Origin of the sequence: Pseudomonas simiae (assembly GCF_900111895.1) — a bacterium.
Taxonomy (GTDB): domain Bacteria; phylum Pseudomonadota; class Gammaproteobacteria; order Pseudomonadales; family Pseudomonadaceae; genus Aquipseudomonas; species Aquipseudomonas simiae.
In genome coordinates this window covers 717,052-734,514 of the sequence record NZ_FOKB01000002.1, presented here as the reverse complement: position 1 = coordinate 734,514, position 17,463 = coordinate 717,052, and the positions used below count along the sequence as shown (strand labels likewise).

The following is a 17,463-nucleotide window of genomic DNA, read 5'->3' as shown; positions in this document are numbered from 1 at the left end:
AAATTTCATACAAATGTTTCAGGCGTGACGTTTTTGTGACAAAACCCCGCCCTGAGGCCTCTGCGCTTTATAAATCAAAGACTTGCCAAAGCCCCGAAAACCCTGGGATGCACGCCTTTCACGGTGTTTTTTTCGGTGAAGATTGTTACCGATGAGCAGCTAGTGCATCGATTACTGAGGTTTTCTGGCATAATCGCGCCCCCTTACGACCGGGTCAGAAAACCTTCATGATCGATTTATTCAGCGGACTGGATGCTTGGGTTCTCGTGAGCCTGTTGCTCGCCCTGGCCTTTGTCCTCGCCTTCGAGTTCATCAATGGCTTTCATGACACCGCTAACGCGGTGGCCACAGTCATCTATACCAAAGCCATGCCGCCGCACTTGGCCGTGTTCTTCTCCGGGGTGTTCAACTTCCTCGGCGTGTTGCTCGGTGGTGTCGGCGTCGCCTACGCCATCGTGCACTTGCTGCCGGTGGAGTTGCTGATCAATGTGAACACCGGCCATGGCTTGGCGATGGTCTTCTCTTTATTGGCGGCGGCGATCACCTGGAACCTGGGCACCTGGTACTTCGGTATCCCGGCTTCCAGCTCCCACACCCTGATCGGTTCGATCCTCGGTGTCGGCCTGGCCAATGCCCTGATCAACGATATTCCCCTGGCTGACGGTGTGAACTGGCAGAAAGCCGTGGATATCGGCGCCTCGCTGGTGTTCTCGCCAATGGCCGGCTTCCTGGTCGCAGCCCTGGTGCTGATCGGCCTGAAGTGGTGGCGTCCGCTGTCGAAGATGCACAAGACCCCGGACCAGCGCCGCAAGCTCGACGACAAGAAACACCCGCCGTTCTGGAACCGCCTGGTGCTGGTGATTTCCGCCATGGCCGTGAGTTTCGTACACGGTTCCAACGACGGCCAGAAAGGCATCGGCCTGATCATGCTGGTGCTGATCGGTATCGTACCGGCGCAGTTCGTCCTCGACCTGGGCAGCACCACATACCAGATCGAACGTACCCGCGATGCGACCGTGCATCTGAGCCAGTTCTACCAGCGCAATAACGCCACGCTCGGTGAGTTCCTGGCCCTGGGCAAAAGCGTGAAAAATGATCTGCCGGGCAAGTTCCAGTGCAACCCGCAACAGACCGAGCCCACCATCAACGCGCTGGTCGACACCTTGAAAGGCGTGTCCGACTATCATTCGCTGACCTCTGACCAGCGTATTGAAGTGCGTCGCTATTTGCTCTGCCTGGATGACACCGCGAAAAAAGTCGGCAAGCTGCCAGGCTTGGATGCACGTGAAAAGTCCGACCTCGACAAGCTGCGCAAAGACTTGACCGCCACCACCGAGTACGCCCCGTTCTGGGTCATCCTCGCCGTTGCACTGGCCCTGGGCCTGGGCACCATGGTGGGCTGGAAGCGCGTCGTACTGACCATCGGTGAGAAGATCGGCAAGCAAGGCATGACCTATGCCCAGGGCATGTCGGCGCAGATCACCACCGCGACCATGATTGGCTTCGCCAACATCTTTGCGCTGCCGGTCTCCACCACCCACGTGCTGTCTTCCGGCGTGGCCGGCACCATGGTCGCGAATAAAAGCGGTCTGCAAGGTGGCACGGTGAAGACCATCCTGATGGCCTGGGTCCTGACCCTTCCGGCCACCGTGGCCTTGTCGGCCGGGTTGTTCTGGTTGGCATCCAAAGCGCTGGGTAGTTGATAACCTGCCTGTCATAAAAAAGGTGCGATCCGCGAGGATCGCACCTTTTTTTATGTTCGTATTTCTGTAGAAGCCGGTTCCTACAGGGAATGGCGTTAATTCGAACGCAAAAAAAAGGGCGACCGAAGTCGCCCAAAATGCCTTGCGTGCTCATGTAATCTGGAAAGACCTATGGTTTTTTACGCTTGTTCGCGTCTTTCCAGATAAAAATTCCAAATCCTACAAAAAACATCACCATGAGGCTTACAGTCAGCACTCCGGCAAACACCACATTATCGATAAACATGACCGGCCTCCTGTGCTTGCCCTGTTGCGATAGGGCTAAGTTAATGGAGAACGCGGATTGGAAAATTGACGGGGATCAATGTTGCCCGCGACGGGGCATAAAGAAGGGCAATAACTGACCTGCATCAGCAGATGCAGGCTGTTTCAACGCTTTTTTGGTTTGTTCTTCGGTTTTTTCTTCACTTTGCTGAGCGGCATTGCCTGTTCGAATGCCTGGCGCACTTCATTCAGGCGCTTGTCATTGAGGTCATGCACGCGCTTGGCACGTTCGGCATTCAGGTCGATCAGCTTGTCGTCTTCACTCATGGCTTGGCTTACGTCGTGGAGGGAATGGCCCAATAATGCGGGCTCAAGCGGCCAACGGCAAATCAGCGGGCGACAAAAGGCAAGGCATCGCACAAAATCGAGGCCTTTCCCAAACCCGGAGACGCCCTCAGGTGGCACTGCACAAGGACCTTCCGCCGTTGCTGGCACTGCGTGCCTTTGAAGCCGTGGCGCGGCATCTGAGTTTTATCAAGGCCGCCAGCGAGTTGTCGGTGACCCAGAGCGCCCTCAGCCACCAGGTGCAAAAACTTGAGCAGCACCTGGGCAAACCACTGTTTATCCGACGCACCCGCGCGATCGATCTGACCGCCGACGGCCAACAGTACTACGACGAAATCCGCCCTGCCCTCGATGCCATCGCTGCCGCCACTCGCACCCAACGGGTTGCCCCCCGCGCCACTGTCTTGCGCATCGGCTTGTTGGCCTCCTTTGCCACGCTGTGGCTGGCGCCGCGTCTGGCCGGGTTTCTAACCCGTTACCCGCATATCCAGGTTGAGTTGTTGCCGTCTATTCAACTGGCCAACGTCGCTGCGGCCGAGGTCGACCTCGCCATCCGATACGGCAAGGGAGATTGGCCTGATGTCCAGGCCACGCGACTGATGCAGGAAGTCATCTCCCCGGTGTGCAGCCCTACATTCAAAGCCATGCAGGACAGCCCACTATTAATGGCCACTTCGCACCGGCCGTTCGAGTGGACCGACTGGTCCGCGCACTACCAGGTCGACCTCGCCCACCACCCCCGCGTGATGCTGCACGACTACAACATCGTGGTCGAAGCCGCCGTGGCTGGCCAAGGTATCGCGATGGGCCGGCATCGCCTGATCGAACGCCGGCTGCAGGACGGCAGCCTGGTGGAGGCCTTCGACTGGCCGCCCTATCACAGCGACATCGGCTATTGGCTCATCGCTCCCCAGGGCAGCACCAACGAAGCCGCCGCGTGCTTCAGCCGGTGGCTGAAGGAAGTCTGCGCCGACGGGTGAGTTATTTCGATACGTTGCGTGAGATCTATCCGTTTGTCGCTCACCCAGGCAACGCACATGCTGAAACCTCCTGAACAGAGAGGATTGATCATGAGCGACTCCATCCGCCAACGCGTGCAAGCCTTGGGCCTCACGCTGCCCACCCCCAGCCAGCCGATTGCCAACTACGTCAATCATGTCATCAGCCAGAACCAGCTGTTCGTCTCCGGGCAGATTCCGCTGGTAGATGGCAAACCAGCCTACGTCGGCCGCTTGGGCGAGTCCGTCAGCGATGAAGAAGGCGCACACGCGGCGGAACTGGCAGCCCTGGGCCTGCTGGGCCAATTGAGCGATGCCTTGGGTGATGACTTGTCACGCCTGGTACGCACCGTGCGCCTGGGTGTGTTTATCGCCAGCAGCGCTGATTTCAAACAACAAAGCGTGGTCGCCAACGGCGCGTCCAATCTACTGGTCAACGCACTGGGCGAAAAAGGCCGACATGTGCGCACCGCCGTGGGTGTTTCAAGCCTGCCGGCCGGCGTGGCGGTGGAGGTTGATGCCATTTTCGAGCTGCGCCCGTGAGCCCGCTCGAAGTCCAGCGCCTGCGAGATGACACGCCGGGTTGCCAATCCGGCATCGTGCACTTCAACCCTGCCGGCGCCTCCCTGCCCAGCCAGGCAACCCTCGATGCGATCATCGAACACCTGCAACGCGAAGCCCGGGACGGCCCGATGGAAGCCGGTGAACATGGCGCCGTGCTGGTGGAAAAAGCCCGTCGCGCCGCCGCGCAACTGCTCAACGCCCCCGCTTCATCAATCGCGTTTGCCAGCAGTGGCTCGACCGCCTGGAGCCTGGCGTTTCAGGCCTTGGGGCCTTGGCAGGCGGGCGATCGTATTCTGGTGGGCCGCCATGAATGGGGTGGCAATCTGGCCAGCATGGAGCTGGCTGTACAAGCCGGTGCCCGAGTGGAAACCATCCCCTGCGATGACAGCGGCGCGGTCTGCCCGCTGGCGCTGGAATCGATGATCGATACACACGTCAAGCTGATCGACCTCACTTGGCTCCCGGCCAATGGCGGCCTGATCAACCCCGCCCAGGCCATCGGTGAAGTGGCGAGACGTCATGCCATCCCCTACTTCATCGACGCCGGCCAAGCCGTCGGCCAGGTGCCCGTGGATGTGCAGGCGTTGCAGTGCGACGTGCTCAAGTCGGCCGGACGCAAACACCTGCGCGGCCCAAGGGGCACCGCACTGCTGTATGTGCGGCCGGATTTTCTTGAACAGTTGAACCCGGCCCAGCGTGACGTATTTTCAGCGCCATGGACGGCCCGGGGGTTTGACCTGCGCAATGACGCCCGTCGCTTCGAAACCAGCGAGACCTCCTTCGCCTTACTGGCTGGCCTGGGCAACGCATTGCAAGAGATGAATCGTCTGGGCATCGAGCGCGTCTGGGAAAGGGTGTCGCAAACCGCCGAGCAAATCCGCGACGCATTGCGTGGGATTGCGGGTATTACCCTGCATGACCTGGGCACCCATCAATCAGGCTTGATCGCCTTCAACCTGGCGGGGTGGGATGCCTTCGAACTGAAACGGCGACTGGGCTTGAAGCGCATCAATATCGGCGCCAACGGCGTGGCCTACACGCCACTGGATATGCAGGCGCGGGGCCTGGAAAGCGTGGCGCGGGTCTCGGTCAGCCCGCTCAACACCGAGCACGATATCGAGTTGTTGATCGCGGCCCTGCGCGAGTTGTGCGACTAAACCTCGACGTCCACCCACAAGCCCTGGCGCGGGGCATCTTCGATCAGCGGCACCACCGGCACGGTGTTGTCGGCATTGAGCACATCCCCCGGAATGGCCAGGTGCTGCTCCGGGTCTTCATCGGCCTCACGCCGGCGTTTCTGTTGTTCCTGCTGGCGGCGTTGTTCTTCGCGCAGCAAAAAGGTCGACGTCTCGGCGTCGCCTTTTTTCAGGTCGATGGTGCTCTCGTTGGAGCCGGGTTGAACTGGCACCACGGGCGGGATATCCGGCTTCTGTCGCACCGGATCGAGTTGTGACGTGACCGGCACAACGCTGACGGGCAGCATGGGTGGCAGCATAGTGATTATTCTCCTGATCAACAGGCTGTCGGCGGGTTGCCGGGCGACTTGAGCGCAGGCTCGCCAACCTGTGACCCAGTCGACACTGTCAAGTGCCCGCCACCCGTCGATTCGACTTCCGATACGCCGCGCCAACGGAGTAGTTTTTCTCAGAGTCCTTGGGCGTGGGGGCTTGTTCCGTTAAGATAGTCGGCTTTTTCACGGCGGGAGTCAGGCAGCATGGCGCAGCAGTATCAACCGGGGCAACGCTGGATTAGTGACAGCGAAGCAGAGCTGGGGTTAGGCACCGTTCTGGCACAGGACGGCCGCTTATTGACCGTGCTCTATCCGGCCACTGGCGACACTCGCCAGTATGCGCTACGGAATGCGCCCCTCACTCGCGTGAGGTTTTCGCCGGGTGACAGCATCACCCACTTCGAAGGCTGGAAAATGACCGTTCAGGAAGTCGACGATGTCGACGGCTTGCTGGTGTACCACGGCCTCAATGGGCAGAACGAGCAGGTCACCCTGCCGGAAACCCAACTCTCGAACTTCATCCAGTTCCGCCTGGCCAGCGACCGCCTGTTCGCCGGGCAGATCGACCCGCTGGCCTGGTTCTCGCTGCGCTACCACACCCTGGAACACACCAGCCGCCAATTGCAGTCCTCGTTGTGGGGCTTGGGTGGCGTGCGTGCACAACCGATCGCGCACCAGTTGCACATCGCCCGTGAGGTCGCTGACCGTATCGCGCCACGGGTATTGCTGGCTGACGAAGTGGGCTTGGGCAAGACCATCGAAGCCGGCCTGGTGATCCATCGCCAACTGCTGTCGGGCCGCGCCAACCGCGTGCTGATCCTGGTCCCGGAAAACCTGCAGCACCAATGGCTGGTGGAAATGCGCCGCCGCTTCAACCTGCAGGTTGCGCTGTTCGACGAAGAACGCTTTATCGAAAGCGATGCCACCAACCCGTTCGAAGACACCCAACTGGCTCTGGTTGCGCTGGAATGGCTGGTGGACGACGAAAAGGCCCAGGACGCGCTGTTCGCCGCCGGTTGGGACCTGTTGGTGGTCGATGAAGCTCACCACCTGGTGTGGCATGAAGACAAGGTCAGCCCGGAATACGCGCTGGTCGAGCAACTGGCCGAAGTGATCCCTGGCGTATTGCTGCTCACCGCCACCCCGGAGCAATTGGGCCAGGACAGCCACTTCGCGCGTCTGCGCCTGCTCGACCCGAACCGCTTCCACGACCTGCAAGCCTTCCGCGCAGAGAGCGAGAACTATCGCCCGGTCGCCGAAGCCGTGCAGGAGCTGCTGGACAAAGGTCGTCTCTCCCCTGCCGCGCACAAGACCATCCAGGGTTTCCTCGGCAACGAAGGTGAAGCGCTGCTGACCGCCGTCAACGATGGCGACACCGAAGCCAGCGCACGCCTGGTACGCGAGCTGCTCGACCGCCACGGCACGGGCCGCGTGCTGTTTCGCAACACCCGTGCCGCTGTGCAAGGTTTCCCAGAGCGCAAACTGCACGCCTACCCGCTGCCGAACCCGGACGAATACCTCGAGTTGCCGCTGGGCGAACACGCCGAGCTGTACCCGGAAGTCAGCTTCCAGTCGCAGCCGGACATCGAAGAAGAAAACCGCTGGTGGCGCTTCGACCCGCGCGTCGAGTGGCTGATCGACCAGCTGAAAATGCTCAAGCGCACCAAGGTCCTGGTGATCTGCGCCCACGCCGAAACCGCCATGGACCTGGAAGACGCCCTGCGCGTGCGCTCCGGCATTCCGGCCACGGTGTTCCACGAGGGCATGAACATCCTCGAGCGTGACCGCGCCGCCGCTTACTTCGCCGATGAAGAGTTTGGCGCCCAAGTGCTGATCTGTTCGGAAATCGGCAGTGAAGGCCGTAACTTCCAGTTCTCCCACCACCTGGTGCTGTTCGACCTGCCGTCCCACCCCGATTTGCTGGAACAGCGCATCGGCCGACTGGACCGGATCGGCCAGAAACACGTGATCGAACTGCACGTGCCGTACCTGGAAACCAGCCCGCAAGAGCGCCTGTTCCAGTGGTACCACGAAGCGCTCAACGCCTTCCTCAACACCTGCCCGACCGGCAACGCCTTGCAGCATCAGTTCGGCCCACGCCTGCTGCCGCTGCTGGAAAACGCCGATGACGGCGAGTGGCAAGCCTTGATCGACGAGGCCCGCGCCGAGCGTGAGCGCCTGGAAGAAGAACTGCACACCGGTCGCGACCGCCTGCTGGAACTCAACTCCGGCGGCGCGGGTGAAGGCGATGCACTGGTGGAAGACATCCTTGAGCAAGACGACCAGTTCGCCCTGCCGATCTACATGGAAACCCTGTTCGACGCCTTCGGCATCGACAGCGAAGACCATTCGGAAAACGCGCTGATCCTCAAGCCCAGCGAAAAGATGCTCGACGCCAGTTTCCCCCTGGGTGACGACGAAGGTGTGACCATCACCTACGACCGTAACCAGGCGCTGTCCCGCGAAGACATGCAGTTCATCACCTGGGAACACCCGATGGTGCAGGGCGGCATGGACCTGGTGTTGTCCGGTTCCATGGGCAACACCGCCGTGGCGCTGATCAAGAACAAGGCGCTGAAGCCTGGCACCGTGTTGCTGGAACTGCTCTACGTCAGCGAAGTGGTTGCCCCGCGCTCGCTGCAACTGGGCCGTTACCTGCCGCCGGCAGCCCTGCGCTGCCTGCTGGATGCCAATGGCAACGACCTGTCGAGCCGTGTGTCTTTCGTGACCCTCAACGACCAATTGGAAAGCGTGCCACGGGCCAGCGCCAACAAGTTCATCCAGGCCCAGCGCGACCAGCTGACGCCACGGATCAACGCGGGCGAAGAGAAGATCACCCCGCAACATGCCGAGCGCGTGGCCGAGGCCAAGCGTCGCCTGGCGGCGGACACCGACGAAGAACTGGCACGCCTGACCGCCTTGCAAGCGGTCAACCCGACTGTGCGCGACAGCGAGCTGGTGGCCCTGCGCACCCAACGCGAGCAAGGCCTGGCCATGCTGGATAAGGCGGCGCTGCGACTGGAAGCGATTCGGGTTCTGGTAGCAGGTTAATCGTGGTTTGAAGCACAAAAAAGGCCCGCGCAATGCGGGCCTTTTTCGTTTGTCGCGGCCCCGGTGTTGTGGGTGCCGGCCTCTTCGCAAGCAAGCCAGCTCCCACAGTTGACCGAGTTGCCATGTCGATAACCGTTCAATGTGGGAGCTGGCTCGCCTGCGAAGGGGTCAACCCGATCTCAGGCGGGAACCCCGGCAGCCGGCACCTGCACGTCCCCCAATCCTTCCTTCATCTTCTTGGCATCGCGCACAAAGCTGCGCGACGCCTGGAACAGAAACAGCATGGTCAAGAACAGCGCCACCGGGATCAGGTACATGGCGTCATGCAACCCCACCGCTTTATACGCTTCGGTCATCTGCTCCGCCCCCGCTGCGTACATCGCCGAATGGGCAAAATGATCGGAGAGCCCGCCCACCACGATCGGCCCCATTCCACCCCCCAACAAGTACAACCCGGCAAAAAACAGCGCCATCGCCGTGGCGCGCAGGCGCGGTTCGACCACGTCCTGAATCGCCGTGTACACGCAGGTGTAGAAGTTATAGGCAAACAACCAGCCCACGCTGAACAGCGCCACGAACACACCAATCTCAATGCGCCCGGCGTGCAACGCCCAGGCGGTGGTCACGGTGGAGATAATCAGGCTGAACGCGGCGAACAACAGCCGACCATTGGCAACCCGCTGATGGATCTTGTCGGCGACCCAGCCCCCCAACGTCAGGCCCACCAGGCCGGTCAAACCGACGATCACGCCAGTGGCGACGGCGGCTTCCTGCAACGGCATCAGGAAATAACGCTGCAGCATCGGCACCAGGAACGAGTTGCAGGCATAGGTCGCAAAGTTGAAGCACAACCCGGCCAGCACCAGCCACAGAAAGGTCGGCACCGCCAACACACGGCGGATCGGGCGGTCGACGCGTTCTTGGGACACCTGCACGGTTTCGGCGGCGCCGCGCTTGGGCTCCTTGATATAGAACATGAACACCGCCAGGATCATGCCCGGTACCGCCGCAATAAAGAACGGTGCGCGCCAGCTGTCGAACGCCTTGACCATCCAGCCGATGGTAAAGAATGCCAGCAACAGCCCCAACGGCAGGCCCAGCATGAAAATGCCCATGGCCCGCGCGCGACGGTGCGCCGGAAACAGGTCGCCAATCAGCGAGTTGGCCGCCGGTGCATAGCTGGCTTCGCCAATGCCGATGCCCATGCGCACCAACAGAAACGTCCAGAAACTGCCGACCATGCCATTGACCGCCGTCAGCCCGCTCCAGGCGAACAAGCCCCAGCCCATCAGTTTGCTGCGCGAGCCGGTATCGGCCAGGCGCCCGAGGGGCAAGCCGGCAATGGCGTAGACGATGGTGAAGGCGGTGCCGATGATGCCGAGCTGGAAGTCGCTCAGGTGCCATTCCATGCGGATTGGCTCGATGATGATCGCCGGAATCGTGCGATCGAAGAAATTGAACAGGTTGGCGAGGAACAGCAGGAGCAGAATGCGCCAGGCATTCGCCGCTTGGGTCGAGTTCTGCATGGGTCCGTCTCTTTTATTGTTATGAGAGCTGCGATGCCCGATGCATCCTGCCCGGTACCTGCAACATAGTCAGACAGCACCCGGTTGTCTGTAATGATTCGTAAAGCTGATAGGGCATGATTTCGCCCGGCAGCACGGGACTTCGCCCACAAAAATATAAGTGCCTGCCCCCCTTCCCAACGGCCATGGCCCGGATAGAATGGCGAGCCTTCCGTAACACCCCAACCCTACTTTTCTTATCGATGACGCCCATGTCCGAAGCCAGTCCGTGTCTGAATTGCGGTGCCTGCTGTTCACACTTTCGTGTGTCTTTCTTTTGGGGAGAGTGCGCCTCGTCGGGGGGCACGGTGCCCGATGACCTGGTGGTGCAGATCAACCCCACCCGCGTGGCGATGATCGGCACCGACCAGAAGCCGGCGCGCTGTTGCAGCCTTGAAGGAGAAGTGGGCCAAGGCACCCGCTGCACGATTTACGAACAACGCTCCAGTGTGTGCCGCGAATTCGAGGCCTCCTGGTATGGGGGCGAACACAACGCCGATTGCGATGCAGCCCGCGCCGCGTTTGGCCTGGCGCCTCTGGAAGCACCGTTCGAACTGGACCTGCCCATCAGCGCTTAGCATCAAACGCTATGGGTGGCATGCCAAAATCGTAGAGAATCAAAGTGCCATTACTCCTTGGCGAATTCTCCTAGCCGTCTACACTCGTCCTCATTGGTCATCGCCGTAGGCAGTGACGTGACGCTATGACGGGACATGCTATGGAATGGCTGGGTCTGCATTTTTTTACCGAACTTCCAGCGAGCGGGCACTTATTACTCAATTGCAGTCATAACCCCTTCCTGGTGTTGCTCGCCTACCTGGTTGCGTGTGCGGCGGGCTTTGGCACACTGGACATGGCCGAACGCGTCGGCCATGTCGAAGACCCTACCGCGCGGCGCCATTGGCGCTGGCTCGGTGCCGGTTGCCTGGCAGGCGGGATATGGTCCACCCATTTCATCAGCATGCTGGCCTTCCAGGCCCCGATTGTGATCCATTACGAACTGTTCATGACGTTCGCATCCTTGCTGATCGCACTGATCGCGTCGTTGATCGCCATGCAAACCCTCAGTCACTCCAACCTGCGCTTTCACCAGTATTTGCTGGCATCCATCTGGATGGGCATCGGCATCGCCTTGATGCATTACGTTGGCATGTCGGCCATGCGCTCCCAGGCCCAGATGTATTTCGATTCGGGACTGTTCCTGGCCTCGGTTGGCATTGCCATGGGTGCCAGCCTCGCGGCGTTGTTGCTGTCGAGTTACCTGCGCACGGGCACGGGCGTGTTCCATCAACTGCTCAAATACGCCGCCAGCCTGGTCTTGGGCGCGGGGATCCTGAGCATGCATTTTACGGGCATGGCCGCTCTGCAATTAATCGTCCCCACCGGCGCTGACCTCTCACTGGCAGTGGATAACAACCCCATTCAACTGGGCCTGTCGGTGGCCGTCATCACCCTGCTGGTGATCGGCAGCAGCATCAGCGCCGCTCTGGCCGACAAGAAACTGCAGCACAAGGAACGTGACCTGCGCCGGGTCAATGCACTGCTCAGCGAACTGGACCAGGCTCGCGCCTCGCTGCAACAAGTAGCCCATTACGACGCCCTGACCAGCCTGCTCAATCGCCGAGGGTTCAACCAGATTTTTGCGGAGAAGCTCGCCGAAAAAACCGCCTCCAACGGCATGATGGCCGTGATATTCCTCGATATTGATCACTTCAAGCGCATCAATGACAGCCTCGGGCATGACGCCGGCGACCAGTTACTCAGCGTGCTGGCCGGGCATATCAAGGGCTCGGTGCGCAGCCACGCGGATGTGGTCGCACGGTTTGGCGGCGATGAGTTTTGCATCCTGATCAGCATTCACCACCGCGACGAAGCCCGGCACCTGGCCCAGCGCATCATGCAACAGATGAAAGAGCCCATCGAATTGGCCGGCCGACGCATGGTGATGACCACTAGCATTGGTATCAGCCTGTTCCCCGACGACGGCCTGACTTGCGAAGAACTGCTGAAAACCGCCGATCTGGCGCTGTACCAGTCCAAGGATGCCGGGCGCAACAATCTCAACTTTTTCAGTTCCAACCTGAAAACTCGCGCCTTCCTCGAACTGCAACTGGAAGAGGAATTACGCGGAGCGCTGCGCACCCATAACCAACTGGTGTTGTTCTATCAACCGATCTTCGACATGAAATTGGGCAAGGTCACGCGGCTCGAAGCCCTAGTGCGCTGGCAACATCCACAGCACGGCTTGCTGGCCCCGGACCGCTTTATCGGCATCGCCGAAAGCAACGGCCTGATTGCCGAACTGGACCACTGGGTGTTGCGCCAAGCCTGTCATGACCTGAGCCTGCTGGCTGACCGCGGCTACACCGACTTGACCATGTCAGTGAACTGCTCGGCCCTTAACCTGGCGCGCGATGAGCTGGCGGATGAAATCGAAGACGCGTTGCGCTTCAGCGGGATCGGCGCCAACCGCCTGGAGCTGGAAGTCACCGAAAACGCACTGATGGGCAACATCAGCAGCACCTTGGCGTTGCTGCGGCAGATCCGCGCGCTGGGGGTGTCGCTGGCCATCGACGACTTCGGCACGGGCTACTCGTCCCTCGCTTATCTCAAACGCTTGCCACTCAACACCCTGAAGATAGACCGCTCGTTTATCCAGGACATTCCCAAGTCCACCGCCGATATCGAGATCGTCCAGGCGGTGATCGGAATGGCTCACACCCTGCACTTGCAGGTGGTGACCGAAGGCGTGGAAACCCAGGCCCAATTCGAGGTGCTACTCAAGCATGGCTGCGATTTCGTGCAGGGTTACCTGCTAAGTCCGGCGGTGCCGGCCGGTGAGATCATCGGCGTGATGCAGGGCATCAACCAGCGCAACCCTCTCCCTGCGCACAGAGGGGTGGGCAGCAAGGACAGCAGTTCGACGAAAGACCCCTCCCCAAACCGTGGCAGCTCCACGTCGATCGTCAGGCCAATTCGTTGACGTCGAATCCTTGGCATTTAGCCATCATTTGCCTAAAGAACCCCGACAAACGGCCGATTCATCAGAGTCCGGCCAGGTTTTCCCTGAAAACACTAGGGTTTAGCCCACTCGCCCAGGACAAGGACGCGCAGTAAAGTCGCGAACTCCCACTCCGTGATGGCTACTTGATACTCTTTAGCCGTCCGCCCAGGCACATGGCGCACAATGACCTCTAAAAATAACTCTGCCACCCTGGTATCCGACGTGTTGCCCCCAGCGCCTGCGGACAAACCCTCAGGTTCAACGTCATTGAGCACCACCCGCCCGTCGGCCACCCAGCAATACCTGTACTTCACCGAAACCAATACCGACCGCATTCTCGACAACCTCGACGGCCTGCGCGACATGGTGTTCCCGCGCCCGCCCCACTTGGAAGGCGACACCGACCCGCGCAACGAGCAGGAATTTCCCTCGGTATGCCTGATCGGCCTGGGCCGCTGCGGTTCGAACATCGCACTGGACGTGGCGGAGTTGGTGTACAACGCGCGCAAGTTCTACCTGAACGAATTCAGTAACGAAGACAAATCGCAGGACAAGGGCTACAGCCCGGCCCAGTGGATCCGCAACAATCTGCGCCTGGGCGGCGCCAAGGCCAGCAAACCCGTGTTCCTGGTGGAGCCGCTGGTCATGCTCGGCGACCTGGACAAGGACATCGCCGGGCGCATCCGTTTCTCGCGCAAGGGCGAAAAAAGCGGCTTCCTGCGCGACTACAGCAAAATGAAGATCATGGACTTGTCGGAGGTCCATGCCGGTGGTGCCGGTAACGCGCCGATCCTCGGCCAGTACCTGGCCAAGATCATCCTCAACAAAGACACCCAGCGCTTTTCCAGCCCCGATTGGAAGATGATCCACTCGTACCTGATCGACTCTTGCGGCATCAAAGCCAACCAGTCGCGCCTGTACTTCTCGATCTTCAGCGCCGGCGGCGGCACCGGTTCGGGCATGGCCTCCGAATTCGGCCTGGCCCAGCAGCACTCGTACATGAACAAAACGTTCGACACCAAGCCCGCCGACGAGCACGACAGCAAAAGCGGCCATGCCTTTGTGTTCGAGCCGATCTTCACCAGCGGCATCTGCGTGCTGCCGAATATTTCCGACCACCGCAGTGAAATGTCCGAGGCGCTGCACATCAACGCCGGGCGACTGCTGTGCAAATACCTGTCGGAAGAATGGGATTTCTCGTACAACTTTGCCAACGAAGACAGCAGCGAAGCCAGCGTGAAGGGGCGTATCCGGCCGTGGAACGCGATGATGCTGATCTCCAACGACATCATGCGTTATGCCGAAGAAAGCGATGACGGCAATATCCAGAACATTGACGTCAATGCGATGGAAAAACACGCCAACCAGTACATTTCCCAGCAGATCTTCAACATCCTCACGGCCCAGGCCGTGACCACCGACTACGACCAGAACTACTTCCGTCGTGCCGGTATCGACATCGGCGAAACCATTCGCCTGGATGCCAACGACCTGTTCATGAGCCTGGCCGGCCCGGTGGCGATTGCCTATGCCGAATCCGTCGTCCCGGAAACCCCGGCGCCGTCGAGCGACAAGTTCAAGGTATTCGACAAAGAGCCGCAGCGCCTGAACATCGACGACCTGTTCTTCCGCTCCATCGACCTGCCGCACTTCAACAAGGTCACCCAAGCCATCGAAGGCATCAGCCTGCTGCCGATCGAGTCCAAGCGCTACAAGGCGTCGCTGGAGCAGTACAAGAATTCGGGCTACGACGCGGCCGCGTTGCACGACCTGCACTTCTTCAAAAACTGTTCGTCGGTGGTGTCGATCGTTTCATTGCCCAAGGACTACAAGCTGTCCTACATGGACCTGAACCGGCTCAAGACCCACCTCAACAGCCTGTTCCCCAATACCACCCTCAAGCGCTATGCCCTGGTGATCGGTGCTTCGGCCAACTTGTCGCTGACCACCCTGATCGCCAAGAGCCCGTGCCTGTCGGACGACTTTCTTACGCTGATCGTGGCATTCATCAAACGTTGCTTTGCGCGCAACCCGTACCGCTTCGATGACACGCTGGACAATTCGATCCTGGACTTCATCATCCACGAGGACTTCGACGAAGACCGTATCGACGAGCTGCTCAACGAGTTCGAAAACCCGGCGAAGATCCTCGATACCAACTGGTACGCGATCAAACCGATGTATGAGAAGAAGTACCGCGAGTTGATCAACGACAAAGAGAAGTTTGTGTCGATCAATGACATCCGCCTGTCACGGGATTGCGTGAAGAAGGCGATCAAGTACCTGCGCGAGATTTACCGTCACCGGATTGGCAAGACCAAGGTTATTTCGTTGAATAACCATACCGGGAAAACCGCCTAGGCCGCGTTGCCCTCTTCGCGAGCAAGCCCGCTCCCACAGTTGACCGTGTGCATCCTGCACAAATGCGGTCGCATTTGGGAGCGGGCTTGCTCGCGAATGCGGCAGTCCAGACAACAGATACCTTCAGTCCTGGCACACCTGGAAACAATTGCGCAGCGATTCGGCCAGCGCCCTAACTGTTCCCATGACGTGCACGTCACCCTCACCTGTGACCTTTCTCTACGGCAACGTGCCATCACGGCGTCAGCAGTTACTCCGCTACACACTTAAGACAGCAAAAACCACGCACCTTTTTCGTGCAATCTTTTCTTACACTGCCCTTTCCTGGATCAGAATCCACGGCGATACCACCACCGCCCACAGGCTCGGATCACGCTCAACCAGGTCCAATGCCCGCGTCGCAGACACTTCGCCAAGGCTCCCGGCAGCCAGCCAGGCAGCGACTTTGTCGCGATTATCTTCGGCCATGCCTTCGGCGGCCTCGATCAAATCCAGGCCGGCGTCGACCCACAATAGGGCACCCTTGGCAAAGAACGGCTCAAGCTCCTTCCAGGATATTTCGGCGGTTTCACCGAGCAGCTTGGCATAGAGGGTGCTAGGTTCTTGCGTCATGGGAGTTCACCTTGGGAAAAAATCGGCGCAATCATAGCGTCACACCTCAAGCAGAAAAACCCAGTTGCAAATGAGTCACCGATAGAAAGTGTCAGGAAAGCCAAGGATTGCCTGAAACTCCGGCATAACCCCGCCGCAATTCTGTCTTTTTCTTTCATTTAAGCGACATACCCGGGTTTTGCCCCCAGCAGCCAGCTTTTCAAGCGATCAACCGGCGCTCTACACTGTACCGGTACAGTTGCCAGGGCACTGCCGGGGGGATATCCGAGATATCTGATCCGGTTCTGCAGCTCACAAGGCCGCTAGAACTATAAAAAATACAACAGTAAGAGTGGAGCACTATGAATAAGGCTACTAAGCAGATTTCCAAACTGTTTGCCGCTATGGTCCTGGCTGGGGTTGCCGGCCATTCGTTCGCAGCCGACACCATCAAGATCGGTATCGCAGGTCCTAAGACCGGTCCAGTGACGCAATACGGCGACATGCAATTCATGGGTGCCAAGCAAGCCATCGCCGACATCAACGCCAAAGGCGGCGTCGACGGAAAAATGCTTGAAGCCAAGGAATACGACGACGCTTGCGATCCTAAACAAGCCGTTGCCGTCGCCAACAAAGTGGTCAACGACGGCGTCAAGTTCGTGGTCGGTCACCTCTGCTCCAGCTCCACTCAACCTGCCTCCGACATCTATGAAGATGAAGGCGTGATCATGATTACCCCGGCTGCCACCAGCCCGGAAATCACCGCGCGTGGCTACAAGCTGATCTTCCGCACCATCGGCCTGGACAGCGCTCAAGGCCCAGCCGCCGGCAACTACATCGCCGACCACGTGAAGCCGAAGATCGTGGCCGTACTGCACGACAAGCAGCAATACGGTGAAGGCATCGCCACCGCCGTCAAACAGACCCTCGAGAAGAAAGGCACCAAGGTTGCCGTCTTCGAAGGCCTGAACGCCGGCGACAAAGACTTCTCCTCGATCATCCAGAAACTCAAGCAAGCCAACGTCGACTTCGTCTACTACGGCGGCTACCACCCAGAGCTGGGCCTGATCCTGCGCCAAGCCAAGGAAAAAGGCCTGAACGCCAAGTTCATGGGGCCAGAAGGCGTCGGCAACGACTCCATCTCGCAAATCGCCCAGGGCGCTTCCGAAGGCCTGCTGGTGACCCTGCCTAAATCCTTCGACACCGACCCGGCCAACAAAGCCATCGTTGAAGAGTTCGCCAAGAACAAGCAGGACCCAACCGGTCCATTCGTGTTCCCAGCCTACTCGGCCATTGAAGTGATCGCCGGCGGTATCAAGGCTGCGAAGAGCGAAGACACCGCCAAGGTGGCCGAAGCCATCCACGCGGGCACCTTCAAGACCCCTACCGGCGACCTGAGCTTCGACGCCAAGGGCGACCTGAAGGACTTCAAGTTCGTGGTCTACGAATGGCACTTCGGTAAACCAAAAACCGAAGTTTCCCCTCAGTAAGCCAGGCATTACTGGTC

The 17,463-nt window shown here is 59.7% G+C and carries 14 protein-coding genes; 9 read left to right on the top strand and 5 right to left on the bottom strand.

Annotation, left to right across the window (positions count from 1 at the left end; all coding sequences use genetic code 11):
- Window positions 1-227: 227 nt before the first annotated feature.
- Window positions 228-1,703, top strand: coding sequence for an inorganic phosphate transporter (locus BMZ57_RS09340; RefSeq protein ID WP_010212339.1), 1,476 nt, complete (start codon window positions 228-230; stop codon window positions 1,701-1,703).
- A gap of 169 nt (window positions 1,704-1,872) precedes the next feature.
- On the opposite strand, the gene ccoM is transcribed toward BMZ57_RS09340, so the two are convergent.
- Together ccoM and BMZ57_RS29490 are read right to left on the bottom strand one after the other, a co-directional pair.
- Window positions 1,873-1,989, bottom strand: coding sequence for a cytochrome c oxidase subunit CcoM (gene ccoM, locus BMZ57_RS29985; protein ID WP_010212341.1), 117 nt, complete (start codon window positions 1,987-1,989; stop codon window positions 1,873-1,875).
- A gap of 143 nt (window positions 1,990-2,132) precedes the next feature.
- A complete protein-coding gene (locus tag BMZ57_RS29490; protein WP_010212343.1) occupies window positions 2,133-2,294 on the bottom strand; it encodes a hypothetical protein in 162 nt (53 codons plus the stop codon).
- A 131-nt stretch (window positions 2,295-2,425) separates the two neighbouring features.
- Here BMZ57_RS29490 and BMZ57_RS09330 point away from each other — a divergent pair, with 131 nt between their 5' ends.
- The 3 genes from BMZ57_RS09330 (at window position 2,426) to BMZ57_RS09320 (ending at window position 5,031) form a co-directional block, all read left to right on the top strand.
- The gene (locus tag BMZ57_RS09330) at window positions 2,426-3,292 is read left to right on the top strand and encodes a LysR substrate-binding domain-containing protein (RefSeq protein ID WP_010212345.1); all 867 of its coding nucleotides are present in this window, start codon (window positions 2,426-2,428) and stop codon (window positions 3,290-3,292) included.
- Between the two features lie 90 nt (window positions 3,293-3,382).
- On the top strand, window positions 3,383-3,853 hold the full coding sequence (locus tag BMZ57_RS09325; RefSeq protein ID WP_010212347.1) for a RidA family protein: 471 nt from the start codon (window positions 3,383-3,385) through the stop codon (window positions 3,851-3,853).
- The gene (locus tag BMZ57_RS09320; protein WP_042570686.1) at window positions 3,850-5,031 is read left to right on the top strand and encodes an aminotransferase class V-fold PLP-dependent enzyme; all 1,182 of its coding nucleotides are present in this window, start codon (window positions 3,850-3,852) and stop codon (window positions 5,029-5,031) included. Before BMZ57_RS09325 ends, BMZ57_RS09320 begins: the two co-directional genes overlap by 4 nt.
- Here the strand turns inward: BMZ57_RS09320 and BMZ57_RS09315 are convergent.
- Window positions 5,028-5,369 (bottom strand): hypothetical protein, encoded by a 342-nt coding sequence (locus BMZ57_RS09315; RefSeq protein ID WP_010212350.1) that lies wholly within the window; start codon window positions 5,367-5,369, stop codon window positions 5,028-5,030. The two genes, BMZ57_RS09320 and BMZ57_RS09315, sit on opposite strands and share 4 nt — an antisense overlap.
- 219 nt (window positions 5,370-5,588) lie before the next feature.
- Between BMZ57_RS09315 and rapA the strand changes: the two genes are divergently transcribed.
- A complete protein-coding gene (gene rapA / locus BMZ57_RS09310; protein ID WP_010212351.1) occupies window positions 5,589-8,435 on the top strand; it encodes an RNA polymerase-associated protein RapA in 2,847 nt (948 codons plus the stop codon).
- A gap of 179 nt (window positions 8,436-8,614) precedes the next feature.
- Here the strand turns inward: rapA and BMZ57_RS09305 are convergent, their stop codons facing one another.
- On the bottom strand, window positions 8,615-9,961 hold the full coding sequence (locus BMZ57_RS09305; RefSeq protein WP_010212352.1) for a spinster family MFS transporter: 1,347 nt from the start codon (window positions 9,959-9,961) through the stop codon (window positions 8,615-8,617).
- Between the two features lie 251 nt (window positions 9,962-10,212).
- Here BMZ57_RS09305 and BMZ57_RS09295 point away from each other — a divergent pair, with 251 nt between their 5' ends.
- The 3 genes from BMZ57_RS09295 (at window position 10,213) to BMZ57_RS09285 (ending at window position 15,365) form a co-directional block, all read left to right on the top strand.
- Complete coding sequence (locus BMZ57_RS09295) at window positions 10,213-10,578, top strand: YkgJ family cysteine cluster protein (protein ID WP_021492384.1); 366 nt, start codon at window positions 10,213-10,215, stop codon at window positions 10,576-10,578.
- A 140-nt stretch (window positions 10,579-10,718) separates the two neighbouring features.
- On the top strand, window positions 10,719-12,983 hold the full coding sequence (locus BMZ57_RS09290) for a putative bifunctional diguanylate cyclase/phosphodiesterase (RefSeq protein ID WP_069672330.1): 2,265 nt from the start codon (window positions 10,719-10,721) through the stop codon (window positions 12,981-12,983).
- A gap of 204 nt (window positions 12,984-13,187) precedes the next feature.
- The gene (locus BMZ57_RS09285) at window positions 13,188-15,365 is read left to right on the top strand and encodes a hypothetical protein (RefSeq protein WP_069672331.1); all 2,178 of its coding nucleotides are present in this window, start codon (window positions 13,188-13,190) and stop codon (window positions 15,363-15,365) included.
- Between the two features lie 309 nt (window positions 15,366-15,674).
- On the opposite strand, the gene BMZ57_RS09280 is transcribed toward BMZ57_RS09285, so the two are convergent.
- Window positions 15,675-15,977 (bottom strand): DUF2288 domain-containing protein, encoded by a 303-nt coding sequence (locus BMZ57_RS09280; protein ID WP_010212359.1) that lies wholly within the window; start codon window positions 15,975-15,977, stop codon window positions 15,675-15,677.
- A gap of 341 nt (window positions 15,978-16,318) precedes the next feature.
- On the opposite strand from BMZ57_RS09280, the gene BMZ57_RS09275 reads away from it, so the two are divergent.
- Complete coding sequence (locus BMZ57_RS09275) at window positions 16,319-17,446, top strand: branched-chain amino acid ABC transporter substrate-binding protein (protein ID WP_010212361.1); 1,128 nt, start codon at window positions 16,319-16,321, stop codon at window positions 17,444-17,446.
- Window positions 17,447-17,463 lie beyond the last annotated feature (17 nt).